The organism is Bacteroides celer (assembly GCF_002632415.2).
GTDB lineage: Bacteria > Bacteroidota > Bacteroidia > Bacteroidales > Bacteroidaceae > Bacteroides.
In genome coordinates this window covers 4,590,005-4,611,837 of the sequence record NZ_CP178209.1, presented here as the reverse complement: position 1 = coordinate 4,611,837, position 21,833 = coordinate 4,590,005, and the positions used below count along the sequence as shown (strand labels likewise).

Genomic DNA, 21,833 nt, shown 5'->3' with positions numbered 1-21,833 from the left:
TCAGGAAAAGATACCTGAGTAGTTACGACGTGTTTTTGATTATGAAATTGACAATCAGCGGGAGAATAAGTGCCCTATATGTTACTACCTTAAAAATAGTTTTATGAAAAAAAGCAAAGCTTTCTTGAATATGGTTGTGTTAACCTTTTTAATAGCTATATCTATGCTTAGTTGTCAATCGAATGATGATTATTTGCAAATCGGAATAGGCAATTGTGAGAGTAGTAATGGTACGTGTCCTATAACCGTATTTCATTAGGCTTTTTATACATCCATATTTAAGTTATAATCTAATATGAAAGTAAAAAGGCAAATTCTTGTTCTATTTTTGACAATGCTGGTAGAAATTCCGATTCTTTCTGCCCAAAGCAAAAAAGAACAAAAGAAACAAAAGACGGAAGTTGTCGGAAAGATTGTTACATCAAAAGTCTACAAGATAAATGTAGGTACTTGCATTCTTCCATGTAAAGCTCCTATATTATTGAATGAGTCTGATTATTCAATAGAAATTAAAAATGATTCTATTTTTTCTGATCTTCTTTATCTCGGTCAAGCTGATATACCATACAGGAGAGGAGCTGAACTTTACTTTCAGGCTCCTTTGAAAAAATATACTATGGATATAGATAAAAAGAAAAATGCTCACATCAAGTTTTCAGCAAATACAACAATAGGTAATTGCAACTTTTATATTAAGGTATATTCCAATGGAAGTGCGAGCATTTATATCACCTTGCAGCAGGGGAAAAGTATCAATTTTTTAGGAGAATTAAATATGCGAAGAGAAGAAACGGAGTCTCTGTAACACTTAAATTATTATCATGAGAAAATATCTATTCATATTAATGTTTGTATCTATAGCCCAACTATTTTACGGACAAGAGAAATACACGATTCAAGGTGAATTTCCAGATAATTCGCTAGACGGAAAATATATAATACTGACAGATAAGTCTTTTCTTCCTGATGAGTACAAACGTAAATGGAAAGCATCTGACGATGAAGTAAAGATATTGGTAACTGATAAAAAATTCTATTATAAAGGGGTAACTACACGAAAACCTTTTTTGGTGCAAATATATTACGATAGACCAACATTCAGTGGTCAGACAAGTGCGACTTCTTTTGTAATAGAACCTGGGAATATCCAGATCCATATAACCAATTGGTATGAGGAAGGAAATGTATCGGGTACTCCTATTAATAAAGACTATAATACTTGTGTCATTGAACGGAGAAATCTGGTAAATAGAATTTTTAGAACTATCCGTTTAAAGGGGCAGACTTCGGAAGCTGAAGGAGCTTATTCTTTTGGTTCAGCATTTGAGGATTTTGAAAAAGGTGAATTGGCTTTCTTTGAGAAATATGCCAAATATCCGGATGTTATCCGAGTAATGTTATCTCGTTATTTGGAAGTTAAGGACTTAAATAAAAGATTGGTGGATGCTAAATATTTACGTATTCTTGACTTAATGCCCAAAGCGGATCGGGATATTTTGATAGCGTGGCGAGAGTATACAATGAAGAGAGAGGAGTATTGGGCAAAGAGAAGAGCGTTGACCGATAGTCTTAATCGTAATGCTCCTCGTTTTATTGAAAGACGGGTAAATAATATGCTTGATATAACTGTAAAATGATTTTATAGAATTAAAGTGTAATTAATATGAAAGAGAAACTGTTTTTTCTCATTATAATCGTATTTTCTGCTCAATTACTTTTGGGGCAAGAGAAATTTACGATTCGGGGTGAATTCCCTGATAATACTCTAGATGGTAAATATGTGTTATTAATAGATAAATCGTATCTTCTTGAAGAAAGGGAAGGACAAAAACAAGCATACGACAACAGCATAAAAATAAAGGTGATTGGCAAGGAATTTTTTTACGAAGGAACTGTCACACGAAAGCCTTATTTTGCACAAATATCCTATGATGGTTCATCGTTCCATAAAGAGACTGATATTAATCTTTTTGTGGAACCTGGGAATATCTATATTCGTATGGTCGATTGGGATACTGACGCTAATGTATCGGGCACTTCCATCAATGAAGATTACAATACTTACATTCTTGAGCGAGAAGCTCAATGGAGTGCTGTATATTGGAATAGAGATCGGAGAAAAGTGGCGGAAGATAGTACTAAAACAGAGAATAGTAACTTATTAGATACATCAGTAACTGAACAGCGTTCAGAAGGTCGGTTTACTTTTCTTGAAAAATATGCAAAATATCCGAATGTCATCCGAGTCATGTTGGCTCGTGATTTAAGGACAAAATATCCGATTAGGGAGTCTGAACTCTCTCAATATCTACGCATTATTGATTCAATGCCCCAAGCGGATCGAGATGTTTTTTTGTCATGGTGGGATTATATTATAAAAGAACGAGAATTTAAAAAGAAGACCAGAATAATATTAGATAGTTTGATCGGTGATCCACCTCGTTTCATCGAGACTATTCCAAGTAATTCACCATCAGCGACAATGAAAAATGAGTAAAATCTTTGGTCTTATTGTTATTCTGCTGATTTGCGTTTCTTGCAATCAAAAAGAGGTTGTGTCAAAACGTTGGCACAACCTCTTTTATATTTTACAGTTCTGCTATATTTTCTTTTGGCTATGCTGCTTTTTCCTCATGCATTTGGCAACAAGTTGCTATATTCCAATTATATCGGGTTATAAATAGTCCCATAAACATATATTTGGCAACTGTAATGAGCCCCTTTCCTTCTTTTATCAGTTTAGCACACATTTTTTTGATATTAAAGGCTATAGCAAAGAAAGCAAAGTCCATTGTAACCTTGTCTTCTCCCACATGCCGGAATCTTCTGTATGCCATGTTGTATTTCATTTGTCCAAACACAGCCTCTGGTTCTATACACCTCCTGCCTCTATGCTTGATACCTTCTTCTGAGAGCAACCTTTCCCGTGCCTGCCGTTTGTATTGATTTAATCGGTGGTTGACTTCTATAATACGGTTCCCCCGAGCTTTAAAACAACTGCCACGCAAAGGGCAACCTTCGCATCTTTTTGCTTTATACCGGGCACTTTCGATGATGTATCCGCTCGCTGTCTTGTCACGTTTGGTTCCTATACGGTTCATGTGCTGTCCCATAGGACAAACGTAATAATCCTCTTGGGCATTGTAATGGAGACTTTCGGCATGGAACGGGTTGGGAGTATAACGAGGACGCTGTTCTTTATGGAAGTAATTGTACTTGATGAAGGCTTCTATCCCATTCTCCTGCATGAACCGGTAATTTTCTTCCGAACCGTAACCGGAGTCTGCCACACAGATATTCGGTAAACGGTTATAGCGGTACTGGAAAGAGTGGAAAAAAGGTATGAGGGTCAGTGTATCGGTAGGGTTGGGAAACAGACGGAAGTCTGTGATGAATTGGTTTTCAGTACCTATTTGCAGATTATATCCGGGTTTGGTCTGCCCGTTCTTCATGGCATCTTCTTTCATGCGCATGAATGTGGCACCAGGATCGGTCTTGGAATAGGAGTTACGTTCTCCAAGGGTATCAAGGTGATTGTCGTATTCTATCAGCTTGTCACGATACCCTTCAAGTTCCATGCCCTGCTTCTTCTTTTTGCGCAGGGCTTTCTTTTCTTCCTTATCCTTTGTTGCAGGCTGGCGTTCCAGGGCTTCTTTAAGTTCATCCACTATGTCAGAGAGCCTGCAGGGAGTAAACTCCACGGATGTGTCTTTTATAGAGTTCTCCTGTGCAATGGCTTCATCCACCTGTTCCAAGAGAATACGGATTTTATCCATTAGTCTCGTACGGTTCCGTTCGACTGTCTTGCGCCAGACAAAAGTATATTTGTTGGCTTTGGATTCAATCTTGGTGCCGTCGATATACTCCACATCAAGGCTGATGAAACCTTTATCGGCAAGGACAAGAACCAACTGGGTAAATACATTATTTATTTCCTCCTTTACACGGTTACGAAAACGGTTGATCGTGATAAAATCCGGATGCTCATTACCGGCAAGCCAAATATAATGAATGTCACGAAGGAGGTGCTTCTCTATTTTACGGCAAGAATAGATATTATTCATGTAGGCGTAGATTATCACCTTAAGCATCATTTTAGGATGATAAGGACAACGGCCCGTTTCCTTATAAAGCTTCTTGAAACTCTCAAGATTGAGATTGTCAATAACAGCATTCACGATGCGGACCGGGTCGGTCGCAGCTATGTTTTCATCAATTCTTTGTGGAAAAAGAACGGTTTGGTTGGGAATGTAAGGACGAAAATGTAACTTTGCCATAACGAAAAACTTTATACCTAAAGATACGAAAACTTTGGGTAATAACAAAGCCCGGGCTTGAGAAAGTCTGGGCTTTGCGCATAAAAAAAGGCTGTGTCAGCGTTTTGACACAACCTCATACACACGATTTCGGAATAATTAGTTCTGATATAATTTGTCGTGATAGCATTACAATCACCAATGTAGGCAATGCCAGATTGGAGATAGGAGAGATCGAAACTGGATGTGGATGTACACAAGCATCGGTGGAGAAGTATGAATTAAATCCTGACGAATCGTGCTCGCTTCATTTCTCTTTCAATCCGAAAGGAAAAGGATTAGGAGCGAAAGAAGAATTAATTATTATCAATGCAAATACAGACTCCCTCTTTTATATTCTGCAAGTTAAGGCAATTATTCAGTGATAATGTTTTTACGTTTTCTTTTTTACTTATCACCACCTTATACTTATCGGCTGATTGGTTTATGGATAGGTATTTTATGCCTAAAAATATAAGTTTCGTTGTCGGCATCATATTATGGGGAGGTATTTGCATAGGGAACTGGAAGCGAAAAATTAGACTGTCTGTTGATTTTCTATTTCTGTCTTTTACTGTTTTTATGGGATATGTTTTCGTTTGCAGTCTCTTTACATCGCAATATATACACAGTGTATACATCGTATCTGGATGGATTCTTTTTGTGTTGATGCGTAATAGAAAAAATCCTACAGAAACATTTAATAGCATTTTAGTTGTCGTTGGAGTTTTGTCGGCCTTGTATGGCTTGTTGCAATCCACAGGGTATATAGAAACTCAATCTTATTTTCCAGTTACCGGTTCTTTTGATAATCCCGCCGGATTTGCTGCAAGCATCGTTCTCTGTTATCCTTTTCTTTTGTGCCAGACTTCTAACGGAAAAAGAAGAACGTTCAAGCTTATGGCGTGTCTTCTCCTCATTATAGTCGTTATCTTATCCGGTTCGAGAACAGGTATACTTACTTTATGCGTAGTAACACTCCTTTTTTACGCTCTCTGCTATCGGAAGTTAATTCATAGAAGGCGCATCTTTTTTATCAGCGGAGGCGCTTTGTTTCTAATAGGTTTATTCATTGGACTGATTTATCTAAAACCAGCTTCCGCTTCCGGTCGTGTTCTGATTTGGAAAGTATCTGCCGGATTGTGTAAGGAACATATAATTCAGGGAAACGGACTCGGCTCTTTTAAGGCGGATTACATGCCGGAACAAGCCAAATATTTGTCTTCCTCCCATGCTGATGAAAGCGATAGAATATTGGCAGGAAACACGGATCATCCATTTAATGAGTATCTGTTGCTGCTGATTGAACAAGGACTCATAGGAATCGCTTTATTCTTATTGTCGTTGATTGCTGTTTTTCGAAGTAATGTGGCATTTGACACTCCAGCCATACTGACACTTGTTTCTATTGCTATATTTTCCTGTTTTTCTTATCCATTCAAATATGCTTTTGTTTGGTTCATGATTATCTACTGCCTCGCTTCACTTAATCAACGGGAGGTTGCTCTACGAACAATACGTTTCAACAAGCCATTTTTATTGATTATTCTTTTTATACTCTGTTTCTTTTTGATTAAGAATATCATTTTCGAGCGTACATGGAAACGAATTTCGTTGGTTGCAGAAAAGAACAATGGTTTGCTGGATAATGAATTATCTGTATTTACCAAGCTATATGATGAGTGGAATGGCAATCCCTATTTCTTGTACAATTATGCATCAGAATTGAAAAATGTGGAATTGTACAAACAAAGCGTCAACATATTCTTGCATTGCGAATCTTATATCAATACGTATGACCTGCAAATGCAATTGGCGGATAATTACTATCAAATGGAATGTTGGGAAGAAGCTGAAAGACGATATAAGCTGGCACAATGTATGTTTCTTATAATGACATTTGGAATAAAACACCCTATCATGCGGCAGAAGCTATTAATATTAAACTACGTGATACCGTTATTGTCGATTTGAAAAAGCCTCTGAAGTGGCATGCGTTATATAAGGTTCCGTTTTGGTGCAATATTCCTTCCAATTCTTGTGAGACAAGGACAAACACAGCTTTAGCTATCATGCGCAGTAAGGGGTTTGCGGTTTCGTATGATTTCGTTTTGCAGTGGCCTACAAAAGCACATGCACATTCGTGGCTTAGTATTTTGATAGATCACGATCGCCGAATGGTATGTGAAGGAGGACATGAACCTTTTTTAGCTGCCTTACGACCGGGGGAGTGTAAGGGAAAAGTATATCGAAGAACATATTCTCCCAATTCGGCCTTAGTCCGGCTGAATAAAGAAGCTGGTAGTGTCCCGTCAACGTTGCGCAATGTGTTTATAAAAGACGTTACGGATGAATATGCAACAACCATTGATCCTATTTTTCCTATACTTTCCGGGAAAAGAGAACGCAAAGAAAGATATGCGTATCTGGCTGTATTCGACAATGCGAAATGGATTCCTATTTGTTTTTCGGAAATAAAAGATAGTAAGCAGATCGTCTTTGATAAAATAGAGAAGGGAGCTGTCTATCTGCCGGTATATTATATAAATGGAAGGGTTCGTCCATTCAATTATCCTGCTTTGTTGAATGAAAAAGGTGAACTGGAGTTCTTGAATCCCGATAACACATCGAAAAGAAGTATTAGTCTAAAACGGAAATATCCTTTAACGCGCAAAGCGTTCACCACAGCACTCCGTTTAAAATACAGCATGTTTCAAGCAGCACACAAGGAGGATTTCAGTGATGCTGTCACAGTACATACATTCAAAGAGTATAGCGTATCGGGTAGTATAAATGTGAGCGATACTACAAAGTATCGTTATTGGCGTTATATCTGTCCAAAGCCCTACCGCTGTAATATTGCAGAATTGATGTTCTTGGATAAAGAGAATAAAAAACTGACAGGAACAATTATTGGTTCTGAAGAACGAAGTAAGAATCCTCATTATAGCCGTTCTGCTGCTTTTGATTTAGATCCGTTGACATTTTTCGCATCTAAAACTTTAAGAGATGGTTGGGTAGGATTGGATTTGGGCAAACCGGAATCTGTTGGAAGAATAGGCTATATGACACGTAATGATGACAATAATGTTCGTATTGGAGATACTTACGAGCTTTTTTATTGGGATATGGATTGGGTGTCGTTGGGCAAACAAATAGCTGACGATTTTAGTCTAACCTTTCACCATGTACCACAAAATGCTTTACTTTTATTGAGAGATCTTACTAGGGGGACGGATGAACGAATTTTCTTGTATAAAGATGTTAAGCAGATATGGTATTGATTCATCGGCAAAATGCCATCCGTGAATTTATCGACGGCGAGGCGCACGTCAAGGGATTCCTGCTGGCTTACTTAGGGTTGACGCAGGGCTACATCCTTCTTCCCGAATACGAATCTTCCAAAGGTTATGCGGATTTCTACATGATGCCCGATCTGGTGCGCCAGCCGGACATAGTCTACAGCTATATCGTGGAGGTGAAGTATGCCCGGCGTGACACCTCCGATGCCGACATCGCCTTGCTGAAACGTGATGCGGCAGAACAGTTGCGCTGCTATGCCGATGATGGGAAGGTGGCCCGCACGAAAGGGAATACCCGGCTTGGATTGATTACGCTGGTGTTCAAGGGATGGGAATTGGTGGCACTGGAGAAGCTGGCGTCCAGAGCGGATTGCGAAAATGCATCAGAAGCCTAAATATGGTATCCGATTTTTTTTAATATTTATGCTTGAACATTTGGACGGGCGTCTGCGGAGGCTTCTTATTATAAGGGGAATATGACGCATGTGTAACCTTTAGGTCTTCGCTTGCCTGTTAATCTTTATTTGTGCTAAAAGTTTCACAGGTTTCATCGTCGTGAAACTTTATTTCCATCACGATGAAACTTTTTTTTCATTTCTATGGAACTTTTTTTTTATCGTTATGAAACTTTTATTCAATTCCTATGAAATATTTTCGCAAGTATCTTTTCCGTCACAATCTGTGGCTTACCAGTCATAATCTTCAATGTATTCGTCGAAGTTAATCTTTGTCTTGATGCCGTGTTCCAGGAAAACGTCTGCGATTTGTTTCTGTTCCGATGGATGAAGTCGACGTTGTTTGTTGCGAATACGGTAGTACATGCTTTTCCCCATTAAAGATTTAAGGCTGTTTTGTATGGCCATAGCTTTTTTGTGCGGAACGTCGTCTAATATATGGCTGATGCCAAGTGCAAAGGTCGTGAGAGTGTATGCGCTGAAATAGGAACATTCCTTTTCATTCCCCGCTACATGGTTGATGTTGATCGCTTCGTAGTGAGGAACACTTTGGGGCACAATCATCGCAGCCTGAAAACGGAGGCATTTGTTGCGGCGCGGACATTTGGTGTGGTTGCAAAACAGATACATTTTAGGTATATCATCGTATGTAAGTGGCTTATTCATTGTTTTTATCATATTCAACTTTTATATCAGACGAATTTGATACAAATATAAGGATTTATCTTGAAATACAGAATTTGCTTCACTTGTTCTTATTTTTTTAGATGACAACCTTTTTAGAATAAAGACATTCCACCTCAAACTCCTTATTTATCGAAGAAACAGAGAAAAGTGAAGGAGATGGAAGAATTGACCATGTTATAGAGAAAAGCATTGAATTGTTCAAAACCGTACCGATTATGAACCAATGCAAATCATTGGTCAGTATATGGAAAAAATGACATAAATATGGATAATAATCCTTGTTTCGAAATAGACTGCTAAGTTTTTTGTATTTATTCTTCCTTTTGGTTAGTTTTGCTTGTATAAATCTTAAAAAAACTATGAAAAGATGTATCTTTGTAACCAGCAATCAAAATAACCCCAACCACTATATGAAATATAAATTATTATGCCTCTTCGTTTTGTTAAGTTTTTCTTTATCGGATTTGTATGCTGATATTGAACTTAGTTCCAAACAAATGAGAACCAGTGATGGGCTACCTAGTAATTCTGTACGATGCATGTTTCAGGACAGTAAAGGATTCTTATGGTTGGGTACTTTAGACGGATTGACCCGTTATGATGGAAATACTTTTCTTACTTATCAGTTGGAAAGCGGAAAACACGATCAGGTTTCTTTAGCAGATAACAGAATAAAACATGTGGCAGAGGATAAGAATGGTTTTTTGTGGATAAAGACTGTGCCGGAATTATTCAGCTGTTATGATCTACAGAAAGCTTGTTTTGTAGATTTTACCGGTACCGGAAGTGATGGAGAGAACTATTCAGAAATATTTATGTCCTCTAATGGAGATGTGTGGCTTTGGCATAGAAGGAATGGTGTGCGTCAAATTGTTTGTGAGGACGATCGGACTATGACCTCTGTGAAGTTTAGAACGGAATTTGGAAACTTGCCCGATGACCGGATTAAATTTATAAATGAAGATTCTAGTGGCAGGATCTGGATTGGTACCATGCAGGGACTTGCGTCTGTTTATAAAGGGAAAGTTGAATTTATCGATAGGAAATTGAATTTTTCTTCTTCTTTCCCTCATGGAGAGGATATGTATTTTCTGACAAAGAGTGGAGATGTGTATCGTTGTGTAAATGGATCGAAAAAAATAGACTGTTTAGCGTCGCTGTCTGCTATTGCCGGTAATACATCTGTCAGTACACATTCATTGATAAAAGATAAATGGGTTATATTTACTTCCAGCGAAGGGGTATATGAATTTGATTTTCAGAACTTTCAAATAACTCCTTGCCGGGAACTGAAAATAAATAATGGAAAAGTGATTCATGACAATTACGGAGATTGTTGGGCTTACAATAACACAGGACGAATTTATTATATAAACTCGAAGAGCGGAGAAATAAAAGATTTTCAACTGATCCCTGAAGAGAAGATGAAATATATAGATTATGAACGCTATCATGTGGTGCGTGATGACCGGGGGATTGTGTGGATTTCAACTTATGGAAACGGACTTTTCACCTACGATATTCAGGAAGATCGGTTGGAACACTTTGTTTCCGAAGGGAAGAATGCAGGACCTATAGGGTCAGATTTTTTGTTATGTTTGATGAAAGACAGAACAGGAGGGATATGGGTAAGCTCCGAATATTCCGGTTTGTCTCATATTTCCATTTCAAATAAAGGCATTACACATGTCTATCCGGAATCACCGGATGTTTTTGACCGTTCGAATACAATCCGGTTACTGACTAAAATGTCGAATGGAGATATATGGGTAGGAACGCGAAGAGGTGGATTGTATAATTATGATTCTCATCTGAAAACTAAGATAGATAATCATTATTTGCCCTATAATATTTATGCGATTTCAGAAGATAGTCAGGAGAATATATGGATAGGAACCCGGGGAGACGGACTAAAAATAGGAGATACATGGTATAAAACGGATCCGTCTAATCCTTTTGCCTTATCTCATTCTAATATTTATTCCATTCTTCGTGATAAGAAAGATCGTATGTGGGTGGGAACATTTGGAGGAGGACTGGATCTGGCAGAATCAACGGAAAAAGGACAATACAAGTTCCGTCGTTTCTTTCAAGGAAAGAAGTATGGCTTACGGATAGTCAGAGTAATGGCAGAAGATGAGAAAGGGATGATATGGATGGGCACAAGTGAAGGTATCTGTATTTTCCACCCTGACTCATTGATCGCTAATGAAGATAACTATCATTTGTTCAGCTACACCGATGGCAATTTTTGCAGCAATGAGATTCGTTGCCTGTTTCGTGATAGTAAAGGGCGCATGTGGGTAGGTACTTCGGGTGCCGGGCTGAATCTATGCGAACTGTCAGACGACTGTCAGTCTTTGAAATATACACATTATGGAATAGCGGAAGGACTGGTTAATAATATGGTGCAATCTATTTTAGAAGATTATTCGGGACAATTATGGATTGCTACGGAATATGGAATTTCAAGATTCAATCCCAACAGCCATTCTTTCGAGAATTATTTCTTCTCATCTTATACATTAGGAAATGTATATAGCGAGAACAGTGCGTGTATGGGTGCAGACGGTAAACTGATTTTTGGAACAAACTACGGATTGACGATTATTGACCCGAAGAAGATTCCAACAGAGAGATTGCTTTCTCCTATTGTTATCACAGGATTGTCCGTTAATGGAATTCAGGTGAAGCCTAATATGCCGGGTTCTCCTTTGCAAGAATCTTTAGCCTATTCGGATAAGATTACATTGAAATATTTCCAGAATTCTTTTATGCTTGATTTTTCTACTCTCGATTATTCGGATAATGGTCAAATCAAGTATATGTATTGGCTGGAAAACTATGACAAGGGATGGAATGTTCCGTCTTCGTTAAGTTTTGCCACTTATAAATATCTGGAGCCGGGCAGTTACATTTTCCATGTGAAATATTGTGATGGTGCCGGTATTTGGAATGATACCGAAACAACTTTGAAGATTGTTATCGTGCCTCCGTTTTGGAAAACAAATTGGGCTATGCTTGGATATTTCATCCTGATGTTAATAGCTTTGTACTTTACATATCGTATCATTTTTAATTTCAATAGGTTGCGCAACCGCATCAATGTTGAAAAACAACTGACAGAGTATAAACTGGTATTTTTCACAAATATCTCTCATGAATTCCGTACTCCGCTTACATTGATCCAAGGAGCATTGGAGAAAATGTACCGGATGGATGATATTCCACAAGCCTTATTGCATCCGTTGAAAGTCATGGATAAAAGTACACAACGTATGTTGAGGCTGATTAATCAGTTGCTGGAGTTCAGAAAAATGCAGAACAACAAGTTGGCTCTTTCTCTGCAGGAAACTGATGTAGTTGCTTTCCTGTACGAAATATATTTAAGTTTCAGTGACGTAGCAGAACAGAAGAATATGGATTTCCGCTTTTTGCCGTCTGTGCCATCCTATAAAATGTTTATTGATAAAGGTAATTTGGATAAGGTGGTGTATAACTTACTTTCAAATGCTTTTAAGTATACTCCTTCGGGTGGGACAATTCTGTTTTCTGTGAATGTGGATGAGGTGAAGAAGTGTTTATACATTCAGGTAGCGGATACCGGAGTAGGTATTCCTAAAGAAAAGCAGGGAGAATTGTTTAAACGTTTCATGCAAAGTAGTTTCTCCGGAGATAGCATTGGAGTAGGGTTGCATTTGAGCCATGAATTGGTGCAGGTGCATAAGGGAACGATTGAATATAAAGATAATGAAGGGGGAGGTTCCGTATTTACGGTATGTATTCCGACTGATAAAACTGTTTATTCGGAAAAAGACTTCCTGGTTCCCGGTAATCTCCTGTTGGAAGAAGCGAATATGCAGACTCACCATTTGCAGGAGCTTTCAGAGGAATGTCAGGAACATGAAAAGACAGTCACCACATCAAGAAAACATAAAATATTAGTCATCGAAGACGATAATGATATTCGTGGGTTCCTGCAGGAGGAGCTTAGTGCTTATTTTGAAGTAGAAGTGGCTGCGGATGGAATATCCGGATTTGAAAAGGCATGCAACTATGACGCAGACTTGATTATCTGCGATGTATTGATGCCTGGGATGACCGGTTTCGAAGTGACAAAGAAACTGAAAACTGAATTTGCGACAAGTCATATTCCTATTATTCTGCTGACTGCCTTGACTTCACCGGATAAGCACCTGGAAGGACTTGAAGCGGGAGCGGATGTTTATGTTGCAAAGCCATTTAGTTTTAAGCTTTTGCTTGCGCAGGTGTTCCGGCTGATAGAGCAATGCGAAAAGTTACGGAAGAAGTTTTCCAGTGAACCGGGGGTAGTGCGTCCTGCTTTATGTAACACGGACCGGGATAAGGAGTTTGCAGATCAGTTGGTGGCTGTGGTGGAAAAGATTTATTCTCAATACAACATTTCTATTGATGAATTTGCGCAGATGATGGGGATGGGACGAACTGTGTTTTATAAGAAATTACGCGGAGTGACAGGATACTCACCGAATGAGTATTTGCGTGTCGTACGAATGAAGAAGGCTGCCGAACTGTTTTTGACCGAAAGGGATCTGACTGTTGCGGAAGTTTCTTATAAAGTGGGTATTAACGATCCTCTTTATTTCAGTAAATGTTTTAAAGCGCAGTTTGGAGTATCTCCTTCGGCTTACCAGAAAGGGGAGAGAAGTAAAACGTAGTATATACTTACCTTGAATCCGGTTTGTGCAGGATAGACCGGATTCAAGATAAGTATGTTTATCAGTTACATATTGAGGTTTAATTTATAGATTTCACTTCCGGCAAGAAGGAAACATCCTGTTCCGAAATCCTCAAAATCAGGAACTTTGTCGTATGTGACAGGTTGACTGTCTTTCGGTTCTTTGCCGGTTCCCTGTACATAACCAAGAAAACCATTCGGGTGAACTGCATCCTTCACCATAGCATTCCATGCTTTTATGATTACAGGCAGATAGGTCTTTTTATCCAATAGACCGTTGCGTACGCCCCAAGCCATACCATATACGAAAAGAGCTGTGCCGGAAGTCTCTTTGCCTCCGAAGTTTGACGGATCGTGGAGGCTGACATTCCAAAAGCCATCTTCACGCTGGCATTGTTTCAGTGCTTTGCTCATAGCCATAAAATCATTGATGTAATCTTGGCGATGTTTTTCATCAGATGGAATTTCGTTCATTACCCGCACCAAAGCTGCGTATACCCATCCGTTACCACGGCTCCAATAACAGTTTTCGCCATTAGGCTCTTTGTATGGAGGATCGAAATTATGGTCTCTCCACCACAAACCTTCTTTGACATTGAACTTTCCGTTCTCTCCGTGTTTATTACGGGTATATTCGTACATATCCCACATTTTGTCGAAGTACTTCTGTTCGCCTGTAAGTTTCCCCATTTTGGCAAATATAGGCATCCCCATCTGGATAGCATCTATCCACCACCAGTCGTTTATTTGTGGAGTATTGACCAGCATATCCATATTGGCTTTCGTTTTCCGTATTTTTTCAGGATCGGGGCAAATGTTGTATAAATCGAGATAGATTTGGCTGGCGCAGTAATTATCTGCATTACGGGTGGTTGTCCCACGGTGGAAGCCCCATTGGTGGTAATCCGCCCATTCTTTGGCATAGAGATAATATTCGTCTGCGGGATAGATGGAGTAGAGTGCCATTAAGCCTTCGTAATATACGCTTCGTGTCCAGATATTACTGGGGCGAACTACTTTTTTCACAAAGGAAGGAGTGCGATAGTCGGCATATTTTTTCATGAAATAGTCGTTCACCTGAAGGGTTACTTTGAGAATTTCTTTTTTATCGGGAGCTGTTTGTGCTTTTATATTCCCGTAACTCAATATTACTCCTGCAAAAAATAGTATAAGATGCTTTTTCATTTTATAATAAATTAGATTACTATTGTTCTTAGATTGAGGCACACAAAGGTGAGCCTTTCTTTACCTGTTGCAAAGAAAATGCATTGTAAGGAAAGTGATATTGAAATTTGTACGGAAAATATGTAATATTAGACTTTATTCTTTATTCATATTAGTCATGGATAAGAACCAAGTATGAATAATTAGCAAGAGCGATTTTTTTGTAAGTCATATTGTTGTATTGATATTTATTGTATATTTGTAGAAGAGTAAGGGGAGACGAATATGAAAAGTCATACAAATAAAATATTAGAGTCTATTAAGCAGGCATTGACAGAGCATTTACCAAAAGGTGGCAAGGCTTTGTTGTTTGGTTCTCAAGCTCGTGGGGATGCACGGATTGATTCTGATTGGGATATTTTGATTATCTTAGATAAAGAAAAATTGGAGCCTGAAGATTATGATAAGGTAAGCTTTCCCTTAACTATGTTGGGATGGGACTTGGGAGCGCGAATTAATCCGATTATGTATACGATGAAAGAATGGGCTGCAAGTTGTATTACACCATTTTATAAAAATGTAGAGCAGGAAGGAATTGAATTAGTATGAAATTGACAGATGAAGAACGTAATTCTTTGGTGATATTACAGTTGGAGAAAGCTAAAGTATTTTTGAAACAAGCAGATGAGATGTTTGATCTGAAGTATTGGGATATTGCTTCCAATAGATATTATTATGCCTGTTTTCATGCTGTTCAGGCTTTATTAATACAAAATGGATTATCATGTAAAACCCATGATGGGTTGATAGCTTGCTTTGGCTTGAATTTTGTTAGCGTCCAAAAATGCCGTATAGTATAACCGATATAAAATCCAGATCTTTGCTTTCGTTAAATCAAAATCCAAGTTTATGTATAGTTACAATGATTTTGAGCGTCTATTTTTGCGCTATAAATTGGAAGGTATCCCTGCTGGTGTTTCTATTGAGAAATTTTGTATGTCCAACCAAGTTCCTTATAACCTATTTTCCAAATGGTACAAGGATACCCGAAAGAAGATAATTCCTGTTCAGGTTTTGGGTTCTCCCTCAACGGAAGCAGAAGTGCCGGAAAGTCCTTCCTCAATCCGGGAAGTAAAGCCAGAATCGGATCCTCGGCTTTCTTGTCATACCGAACTTCGAATCCTGGTGGATATCCGCATGAGCAATGGTGTTCATCTCAGTCAGAAAAATTTAAGCTACGAAGGTTTGAAAAGCTTAGTGGAGAAACTGGAGGGCTTATGTTGAATATTACAGGACTAAATCGTTTTTTCTTAGTTCGTGATTTTCATGATATGCGCTGTAAATATGATAAGGTCTTATCCATCATCCATCAACAGTTGAACCGTGAGCCTGAGGATGGTGATGTCTTTATCGTGATGTCTAAAGATTTACGTCTGGTTCGTTTGTTCAGCTATGACCGACGGTCTTACAGTATGTTTGAGAAACGTTTCAGACCCGGCTACCAGTTTATGCATGTAACCTGTAATGGTGCTGAAAGTATTTATTCAATCAATTGGCAGGATGTCATCCTCTTGTTGGAATCCCCTGTTGTTAAACGTTTAATAATCAAATAATTATCAATTAAAAAGTAGTAAAAAATTCTTTTATTTCATTGTTTTTTTGTATCTTTGAAGCAACAAAGATGCTGAATATGAATGATTTGGAAAGAATGAAACAGCTTTCTTCCGCAAGGAAATTGAAGGAACGGGAGGAGACTCCTGCACCTTTTGAAGACCCATATTCAGATATGACCCCTGACGAAAAATCAAAAATGATAATAGCGCTGATGGCTGCCCGTGAGCGTGACGCTGAACGGATCCAACGGGACGAGGCTCGCATTGATGAACTGTTGTCCAAGGTTGATGAACTGTTGTCTTTGCAGAGATCGGCCATTGCAGCTGAAAAACAGCTGGACGATTATAAACAGATGAACATCAATCTGTTGTCTAAAATATCAGCTTTGGAAGAGCGGCTTAAAGTCCGTAATAAGAATCTTTATGATGGTAAGAGCCAAAAAGGAATCCATAAAAAGAAGCGTGAGGTCGAAGAGGACCATACACGTGACAAGGATGATTTCGACGGCACTCCCCAATCCCTCGGCTCCTGCTTGCCACAATCTGGTGAGGCTCATGCGCAGGAAGAGGATTTTGAATCAAAATCAAAAGAAGCCCGTCTTTATCGTCAAGGACTTTCTTATCGCACTATGAGCGCTGACAATACGGTTTGTCATAATAGTGATATCCGCCAACTGCCGGCAGGTTCAAAAATCATCAAACGTTTCCGTAAATATGCCTATGAACAGGTAAGCAAGCTTGTCGAGCATGATTACGAGGTTATCCGCTATAAGACTTCGGACGGGAAAATTCATGAAGGCTATTTCCCTTTCAGTGGGCAGCCTGAAATCATTGACGTGGTTCCTGGAACGCACGCTTCCGGTTCTTTTCTGGCTTATCTTGCTTTCAACAAATATGTTCTGGATACCCCTCTTTATCGTGAAATGTACAGATTATCAGGTGAATCAATGCGTTTGAGCCGTATGAGTCTGACCAATTGGTTGGAGAAAGGCTCTACCCATTTCTGCGTTTTGATTGCTTATCTTAAGAATAGTTGTTTGGAAAAGGATTCCATCGTGAACTGTGATGAGACCTGGTGCCGGGTAAAGCGTAAAGGCTGCTATAAGAAGAAATACATCTGGTGTCTGGTCAACAAACTGTCAAAAGTGGTTATCTATTGCTACGAGGATGGTTCCAGAGGACGTGATGCCTTGAAGCATATCTTGGGTGACAGCCAGGTGAAAGCTCTTCAGTCAGATGGCTACAATGTCTATCTGTATTTGGATGATCATATGGTCGATATAGAACATCTTTGTTGCATGGCCCATGCCCGTGCGAAGTTCAAGTATGCGTTGGATCAGGGTAATGATAAGGATGCGGCATTCATATTGGAATTGATCGGTGAGCTTTACAAGCTGGAACGCGAGTATGAAGAAGGGCAGTTGTCCCCCGAGCAGATAAAGCTTTGCCGGAATAACTTAAAGACCAAAGAAGTAATCATAAAGTTACGCAGTAAGCTTGACGTCTTGCTCAGTGACGGTCATCCGCCCCGCGGAGAGTTGATGGAGAAGGCAATAAATTATATGAATACTTTTTGGACTCAGCTGTTCGCCTACTTGAATGACGGCTCTTATTCCATCGACAATTCCATTGCCGAACGTTTTATCCGTCCCTTGGCCGGTGAGCGAAAGAACTCGTTATTCTTCGGAAGTGACAGGATGGCACACGTTTCAGCGGTATATCATACCATCATCTCAACCTGTAAGATGCAGGGTGTGTCTGTGCTTGATTATTTCAAGAGATTTTTCAGCGAAATTGTTAAAGGACGTAGGGATTATGAACATTTGTTACCCTTGACAATCGGACTGGAGTAATAACAAATATTAAAAATCAGTATCTTTTTTGACGTTATTTATGAGGGAACCGCCTTGTGGCGGCTTTCCTTGGGGTACACGTCAAAATTGGACGCTAACTTGAATTTTATAAAAACAGGCAAAATTAGTGCACGTTTGGGAAGTTTTTTGGCGCGTATGGAACAATTACGGCAAAAAGGGGATTATAATTGCATTTATTCAATATCGGAGGATGAAATCAGTACGATAAAAGCTCCGGCAAGAGAACTTATTGAGACTATTGAAGTTTTACTTGCCGAATCATAATTATTCTTGTAAGGATATCATCGTTAAAAGACCATTTTTTTTATTTTTTCGGCCACATCTGTCATATATGCCGGATTAAATTCTTCCAGTTCCGTACGTGGTCGAAATCCCCATGTCACTCCGCAAGCTGTTACACCGGCATTGGCCGCTGTTTGCATGTCTACACCGGAATCACCTACATAAAGAACATCTCCTTTTCGTACATCGGCAAGTTTTAATATATCAAAAACGATTGTTGGATCAGGTTTGACATTTACTCCTTCCCGTTGGCCGAAAACGGCAGTGAAATGAATTTCCGGAAAGTAGTGGGCAACCAGTTTCTCGGTAGCGGCCTGATATTTGTTGGAGGCTACGGCAATCTGAATGCCTGCGGATTGCAGATAAGACAATAACGCTGAAATACCCGGGTAAGGACGACTATCGTCTGCATTGTGAATATCATAATAAGGAATAAACTCTTTTCTTACCCGGAGCACATTCTCTTCTGTCTTTTCTCCTTCGGGTAATGCACGTTCAAAGAGTTTGTTGATACCATTTCCTACCATGAAGTTATACTTTTCTACATCGTGTGTGGGGTATCCTAATTTATTCAAAGCATAATTAGTGCTATGGGCGAGGTCTGCGATAGTATTTAATAATGTACCGTCCAAATCGAATATTATTAGTTTTTTCATTAAGGCTTATGTTTATAGTTAATTCTATATTTAAATCTTTTATTCTGCAAAGGTATACTAAAAAAATGAGATTGGGAAGAATGAGGCAATAGTTTAGAGAATATCGAATGAACAACAAAGCCGGAAATATATTTGTTATTCTACCAGATTGGCTTAACTTTGCGAAAAACTAAAGAATAATGAATGCAGAATGGTTTGAGGCATTGCCTGAACAATGTCCCCCAACGGATGCGAAGCGGTGCGAAGGCTGTTATTATAGAATTGCAAATGGTAATCCTGTTACAACAGAAGATTTCTTTTCGCAAAGAAAAATGCAGCCGGATAAGGTCTTTAAAGGATTAGGAATAGATGAATGTGTGACAAGGGCAGTCTCTCTATTTTCAGAGAGGGAAGAAGCGGAGAAAAGATTAAAGCTTCCTAAGTTCAAGAAGGCAAATATTGCTTTAGTCATATTGGAACCAAAAGATGGAGTGTTAAAGAAAACATTTGATATAGCACATTATTCTTGGTGGAGAACAAAGGATTTTAATGTTTTACAAGCTAAAATAGTCTGATTATGGGAATGGAAGATGTGTTAAGGATAGACAAAATTCTGGATTTCTGTGATGTGCCTCAGCTTTTTGTGGCAAGAGATGCCTTTGATACACTGTATCTTTGTCTTTTATATGATGATGAGACGGTTTATCGCTATACGGGAATACGTATCTCTACACGTAGACTTGAATCCTTCTTAGCAGGTAAAGCCGATTTGCGTTTACTCTATCTACAGCCTGAAAATGAACATGAGTATTACGATGTTGTGTTTCAATCGGGTGAATACCAGAAAACGTTATTAAAGGAAAGTGTATTGTTGGAAGATAAATTGCCGGCTGAGGGATATGTTTTATCTGGAGAGAAGCGCGAGAATGTGGTCATTAATTTGCCAATAAAAGACCGTAGTCTGCTTGCAGAGCTTGTTCGTAAATTTGGCTGGGCTTGTATGTAAGTTTAAAGAAGATAAAAAAGATTGTCCCGCTACTGCTTGAAAGTTGTGGGACAATCTTTTTTCATCCTTATATATACTTTGATTACTTCTTCGTAATACGGAACCAGTCAACGTCTGCCCAACCGCCGTCATTCGTTTTAATAGCCGGACGCGTACAGAACATACCGACTTTGGCACCAATCCATTGTCCTTCTCTTGCCTGGAAAGGAACACCTAATGATTCATATTTCTTTCCGTCGAGGCTATAGCTGAAATTACACATCACAATGAGGTCATGTCCGCCTTCACTACCCTTGATTTTCTTTCCGTCACAACTGAAACGCACTTTCAGATAAACCGTGTTTTGCGAAAGATCAACAGCGGCTTTCACTTCTTCTGGTTTGCCTTTATCTGCTCTGTCACATTCAACTTGCGACAGAACCAAACCTTTGTCTGTATTTTCTAGAACAAGTCCGGCATAATCCCTGCCCATAACGACAAGTCCGGTGCGTTCGCCTTTATTCTTTTGGTTAGGGCTGAACGTCAGTTTCATTGTTGCGGTAAAATTATCAGAAGGAGTTTTTTGTAATAAGAGGTTGGCTACATCCCACAGGTTCTTATAATCTTCTACTACCGGATAAGAGTATAATCTGACATAGCTTTTGTCACCTGCATAATACGCCCATTTTTCATTAATGTTAGCATGCCATTGCCACTGCGGAGAAAGTGTATACCCATCAAATTCGTCACTTTCTTGTGGAGTGCAGATAGGATATGTTTTACCGACATTTGGCTTCTTGTAAGTCAAAACAGGTTCTCCGCAGCCGTCACCGTCTTTATCAATACCGATAATAGGCCAGTCGTTCACCCATTTCATCGGTTGGAGATGCATAATGCGTCCGTAAGCACCGACATCTTGAAAGTGGAGGAACCAGTCTTCTCCGGTAGGAGTATCTACCCATGCACCTTGGTGAGGACCGTTGACAGGAGAGTTACCTTGCGCAAGTACTGTTTTCCATTCGTAAGGACCGTAGATGTTTTTAGAACGTAATACGACCTGCCAGCCTGTCGGCACACCGCCGGCCGGATGGAAGATATAATAATAGTCGTTTCTCTTGTACATTTTAGGACCTTCGCAAGTCTGATGTGCTTCGTGACCGTCGAAAATTATACGGGAAGGAGTGATCGCTTTTGTTGCTTCTGCATTCAGTTCGCAGATAGTGATTACACTTTTCAGTCCGGCACGACTTCCTGCGTATGCGTGTACCATATATACTTTTCCGTCTTCATCCCAGAACGGGCAAGTGTCAATGATACCTTTTCCCGCTTTCACCAAGACCGGTTCGCTCCACGGACCTTTCGGATCTTTGGCTTTCACCATAAAAGCTCCCTGATCGGGATCTCCCCAAAAGATGTAAAACTCACCGTTGTGATGACGAATAGCCGGAGCCCATACACGATTGCCGTGTTCCGGCCGTTCCGGAGTTTCGATAGGGGAGAGGGAATTGGGAACTGCGGCACCGATGATTGTCCAGTTGACTAAATCTTTAGAATGAAGGATTTGCAATCCCGGCAAACAGTTGAAACTGGATGAAGTCATATAGAAATCATCTCCTACACGGCAAGCATCCGGATCGGAATAGTCGGCATAAAGCACCGGATTTTTGTATTTACCGTTTCCGAGGTCGGAAACCCATACTTCAGATACATAGTTCTTCTGTGCTACTGCGGTGAAAACCGTTAATAAGCAAAAGGCTAAAGTCTGTGTCAATCGTTTCATGTTATAGATAGATTATTTATAGATATGATTCGTTGGTTTTATCT

At 39.3% G+C, this 21,833-nt stretch carries 19 protein-coding genes and 2 pseudogenes; 16 read left to right on the top strand and 5 right to left on the bottom strand.

The annotated features are described in order from the left end of the window. Positions 1-295: 295 nt before the first annotated feature. From CJF29_RS18860 to CJF29_RS18850, 3 genes are read left to right on the top strand one after another with little or no spacing between them, the layout of a single operon-like run. Positions 296-805, top strand: a complete 510-nt coding sequence (locus CJF29_RS18860; RefSeq protein ID WP_099147545.1) for a DUF4251 domain-containing protein — start codon at positions 296-298, stop codon at positions 803-805. Positions 806-821: 16 nt separating this feature from the next. Continuing rightward, positions 822-1,637 carry a DUF4369 domain-containing protein gene (locus tag CJF29_RS18855; RefSeq protein ID WP_004304494.1) on the top strand — a complete coding sequence of 272 codons (816 nt, stop codon included), beginning with the start codon at positions 822-824 and terminating at the stop codon, positions 1,635-1,637. Between the two features lie 26 nt (positions 1,638-1,663). Next, positions 1,664-2,497: a DUF4369 domain-containing protein gene (locus CJF29_RS18850; RefSeq protein ID WP_032846646.1), complete on the top strand. Its 834-nt coding sequence runs from the start codon at positions 1,664-1,666 to the stop codon at positions 2,495-2,497. A 118-nt stretch (positions 2,498-2,615) separates the two neighbouring features. On the opposite strand, the gene CJF29_RS18845 is transcribed toward CJF29_RS18850, so the two are convergent. After that, entirely contained in the window at positions 2,616-4,277 is a 1,662-nt protein-coding gene (locus CJF29_RS18845; protein ID WP_099147543.1) for an IS1182-like element ISBf3 family transposase, read from the bottom strand. A gap of 74 nt (positions 4,278-4,351) precedes the next feature. Here CJF29_RS18845 and CJF29_RS18840 point away from each other — a divergent pair, with 74 nt between their 5' ends. The 4 genes from CJF29_RS18840 to CJF29_RS18825 all read left to right on the top strand — a co-directional run bounded on the left by CJF29_RS18840 (position 4,352) and on the right by CJF29_RS18825 (position 7,992). Further along, complete coding sequence (locus tag CJF29_RS18840) at positions 4,352-4,681, top strand: DUF1573 domain-containing protein (RefSeq protein WP_255299450.1); 330 nt, start codon at positions 4,352-4,354, stop codon at positions 4,679-4,681. Positions 4,682-4,964: 283 nt separating this feature from the next. Then, on the top strand, positions 4,965-6,269 hold the full coding sequence (locus tag CJF29_RS18835) for an O-antigen ligase family protein (protein WP_255299449.1): 1,305 nt from the start codon (positions 4,965-4,967) through the stop codon (positions 6,267-6,269). Further along, complete coding sequence (locus tag CJF29_RS18830; RefSeq protein WP_255299448.1) at positions 6,173-7,579, top strand: discoidin domain-containing protein; 1,407 nt, start codon at positions 6,173-6,175, stop codon at positions 7,577-7,579. The genes CJF29_RS18835 and CJF29_RS18830 overlap by 97 nt, the downstream gene beginning before the upstream one ends. Beyond that, positions 7,570-7,992 (top strand): PD-(D/E)XK nuclease domain-containing protein, encoded by a 423-nt coding sequence (locus CJF29_RS18825; protein ID WP_099147542.1) that lies wholly within the window; start codon positions 7,570-7,572, stop codon positions 7,990-7,992. Before CJF29_RS18830 ends, CJF29_RS18825 begins: the two co-directional genes overlap by 10 nt. A 291-nt stretch (positions 7,993-8,283) precedes the next feature. Here CJF29_RS18825 and CJF29_RS18820 read toward each other — a convergent pair whose 3' ends face one another. Then, positions 8,284-8,718: a DUF6078 family protein gene (locus CJF29_RS18820; RefSeq protein WP_032842376.1), complete on the bottom strand. Its 435-nt coding sequence runs from the start codon at positions 8,716-8,718 to the stop codon at positions 8,284-8,286. A gap of 431 nt (positions 8,719-9,149) precedes the next feature. Between CJF29_RS18820 and CJF29_RS18815 the strand changes: the two genes are divergently transcribed. Continuing rightward, on the top strand, positions 9,150-13,436 hold the full coding sequence (locus tag CJF29_RS18815; RefSeq protein ID WP_099147541.1) for a two-component regulator propeller domain-containing protein: 4,287 nt from the start codon (positions 9,150-9,152) through the stop codon (positions 13,434-13,436). A 65-nt stretch (positions 13,437-13,501) separates the two neighbouring features. Here CJF29_RS18815 and CJF29_RS18810 read toward each other — a convergent pair whose 3' ends face one another. Further along, a complete protein-coding gene (locus CJF29_RS18810; RefSeq protein WP_099147540.1) occupies positions 13,502-14,641 on the bottom strand; it encodes a glycoside hydrolase family 88 protein in 1,140 nt (379 codons plus the stop codon). 264 nt (positions 14,642-14,905) lie between these two features. Between CJF29_RS18810 and CJF29_RS18805 the strand changes: the two genes are divergently transcribed. From CJF29_RS18805 to CJF29_RS18780, 6 genes and pseudogenes are all read left to right on the top strand, one after another. Then, positions 14,906-15,229: a nucleotidyltransferase domain-containing protein gene (locus CJF29_RS18805; RefSeq protein ID WP_004301671.1), complete on the top strand. Its 324-nt coding sequence runs from the start codon at positions 14,906-14,908 to the stop codon at positions 15,227-15,229. Continuing rightward, positions 15,226-15,465, top strand: a pseudogene (locus CJF29_RS18800) (HEPN domain-containing protein); the annotation flags it as partial. The gene CJF29_RS18805 and the pseudogene CJF29_RS18800, both read left to right, overlap by 4 nt. 64 nt (positions 15,466-15,529) lie before the next feature. Then, complete coding sequence (locus CJF29_RS18795) at positions 15,530-15,904, top strand: hypothetical protein (RefSeq protein WP_099147684.1); 375 nt, start codon at positions 15,530-15,532, stop codon at positions 15,902-15,904. Beyond that, a complete protein-coding gene (gene tnpB / locus CJF29_RS18790; RefSeq protein ID WP_099147683.1) occupies positions 15,898-16,233 on the top strand; it encodes an IS66 family insertion sequence element accessory protein TnpB in 336 nt (111 codons plus the stop codon). Before CJF29_RS18795 ends, tnpB begins: the two co-directional genes overlap by 7 nt. A 68-nt stretch (positions 16,234-16,301) precedes the next feature. Then, complete coding sequence (gene tnpC / locus CJF29_RS18785) at positions 16,302-18,086, top strand: IS66 family transposase (RefSeq protein ID WP_413544483.1); 1,785 nt, start codon at positions 16,302-16,304, stop codon at positions 18,084-18,086. A gap of 99 nt (positions 18,087-18,185) precedes the next feature. Further along, positions 18,186-18,371 (top strand): annotated as a pseudogene (locus CJF29_RS18780) (antitoxin); the annotation flags it as partial. A 23-nt stretch (positions 18,372-18,394) separates the two neighbouring features. On the opposite strand, the gene CJF29_RS18775 reads toward CJF29_RS18780, so the two are convergent. Continuing rightward, a complete protein-coding gene (locus CJF29_RS18775) occupies positions 18,395-19,045 on the bottom strand; it encodes an HAD family hydrolase (RefSeq protein ID WP_074559488.1) in 651 nt (216 codons plus the stop codon). A gap of 179 nt (positions 19,046-19,224) precedes the next feature. Between CJF29_RS18775 and CJF29_RS18770 the strand changes: the two genes are divergently transcribed. Both CJF29_RS18770 and CJF29_RS18765 read left to right on the top strand, forming a co-directional pair. Continuing rightward, entirely contained in the window at positions 19,225-19,599 is a 375-nt protein-coding gene (locus CJF29_RS18770; RefSeq protein WP_004301677.1) for a hypothetical protein, read from the top strand. 2 nt (positions 19,600-19,601) lie between these two features. Continuing rightward, positions 19,602-20,030 carry a DUF6575 domain-containing protein gene (locus tag CJF29_RS18765; RefSeq protein ID WP_004301681.1) on the top strand — a complete coding sequence of 143 codons (429 nt, stop codon included), beginning with the start codon at positions 19,602-19,604 and terminating at the stop codon, positions 20,028-20,030. Between the two features lie 82 nt (positions 20,031-20,112). On the opposite strand, the gene CJF29_RS18760 is transcribed toward CJF29_RS18765, so the two are convergent. Next, positions 20,113-21,789, bottom strand: coding sequence for a glycoside hydrolase 43 family protein (locus tag CJF29_RS18760; protein WP_074559485.1), 1,677 nt, complete (start codon positions 21,787-21,789; stop codon positions 20,113-20,115). Between the last annotated feature and the right edge of the window lie 44 nt (positions 21,790-21,833).

Coding starts and splice junctions, on each gene's coding strand:
- CJF29_RS18775 (WP_074559488.1), bottom strand. CDS start 19,045: ATGAAAAAACTAATAATATTCGATTTGGACGGTACATTATTAAATACT.
- CJF29_RS18805 (WP_004301671.1), top strand. CDS start 14,906: ATGAAAAGTCATACAAATAAAATATTAGAGTCTATTAAGCAGGCATTG.
- tnpB (WP_099147683.1), top strand. CDS start 15,898: ATGTTGAATATTACAGGACTAAATCGTTTTTTCTTAGTTCGTGATTTT.
- CJF29_RS18820 (WP_032842376.1), bottom strand. CDS start 8,718: ATGAATAAGCCACTTACATACGATGATATACCTAAAATGTATCTGTTT.
- tnpC (WP_413544483.1), top strand. CDS start 16,302: ATGCTGAATATGAATGATTTGGAAAGAATGAAACAGCTTTCTTCCGCA.
- CJF29_RS18760 (WP_074559485.1), bottom strand. CDS start 21,789: ATGAAACGATTGACACAGACTTTAGCCTTTTGCTTATTAACGGTTTTC.
- CJF29_RS18850 (WP_032846646.1), top strand. CDS start 1,664: ATGAAAGAGAAACTGTTTTTTCTCATTATAATCGTATTTTCTGCTCAA.
- CJF29_RS18765 (WP_004301681.1), top strand. CDS start 19,602: ATGGGAATGGAAGATGTGTTAAGGATAGACAAAATTCTGGATTTCTGT.
- CJF29_RS18770 (WP_004301677.1), top strand. CDS start 19,225: ATGAATGCAGAATGGTTTGAGGCATTGCCTGAACAATGTCCCCCAACG.
- CJF29_RS18835 (WP_255299449.1), top strand. CDS start 4,965: ATGCGTAATAGAAAAAATCCTACAGAAACATTTAATAGCATTTTAGTT.
- CJF29_RS18815 (WP_099147541.1), top strand. CDS start 9,150: ATGAAATATAAATTATTATGCCTCTTCGTTTTGTTAAGTTTTTCTTTA.
- CJF29_RS18810 (WP_099147540.1), bottom strand. CDS start 14,641: ATGAAAAAGCATCTTATACTATTTTTTGCAGGAGTAATATTGAGTTAC.
- CJF29_RS18830 (WP_255299448.1), top strand. CDS start 6,173: ATGTATGTTTCTTATAATGACATTTGGAATAAAACACCCTATCATGCG.
- CJF29_RS18855 (WP_004304494.1), top strand. CDS start 822: ATGAGAAAATATCTATTCATATTAATGTTTGTATCTATAGCCCAACTA.
- CJF29_RS18860 (WP_099147545.1), top strand. CDS start 296: ATGAAAGTAAAAAGGCAAATTCTTGTTCTATTTTTGACAATGCTGGTA.
- CJF29_RS18825 (WP_099147542.1), top strand. CDS start 7,570: ATGGTATTGATTCATCGGCAAAATGCCATCCGTGAATTTATCGACGGC.
- CJF29_RS18795 (WP_099147684.1), top strand. CDS start 15,530: ATGTATAGTTACAATGATTTTGAGCGTCTATTTTTGCGCTATAAATTG.
- CJF29_RS18845 (WP_099147543.1), bottom strand. CDS start 4,277: ATGGCAAAGTTACATTTTCGTCCTTACATTCCCAACCAAACCGTTCTT.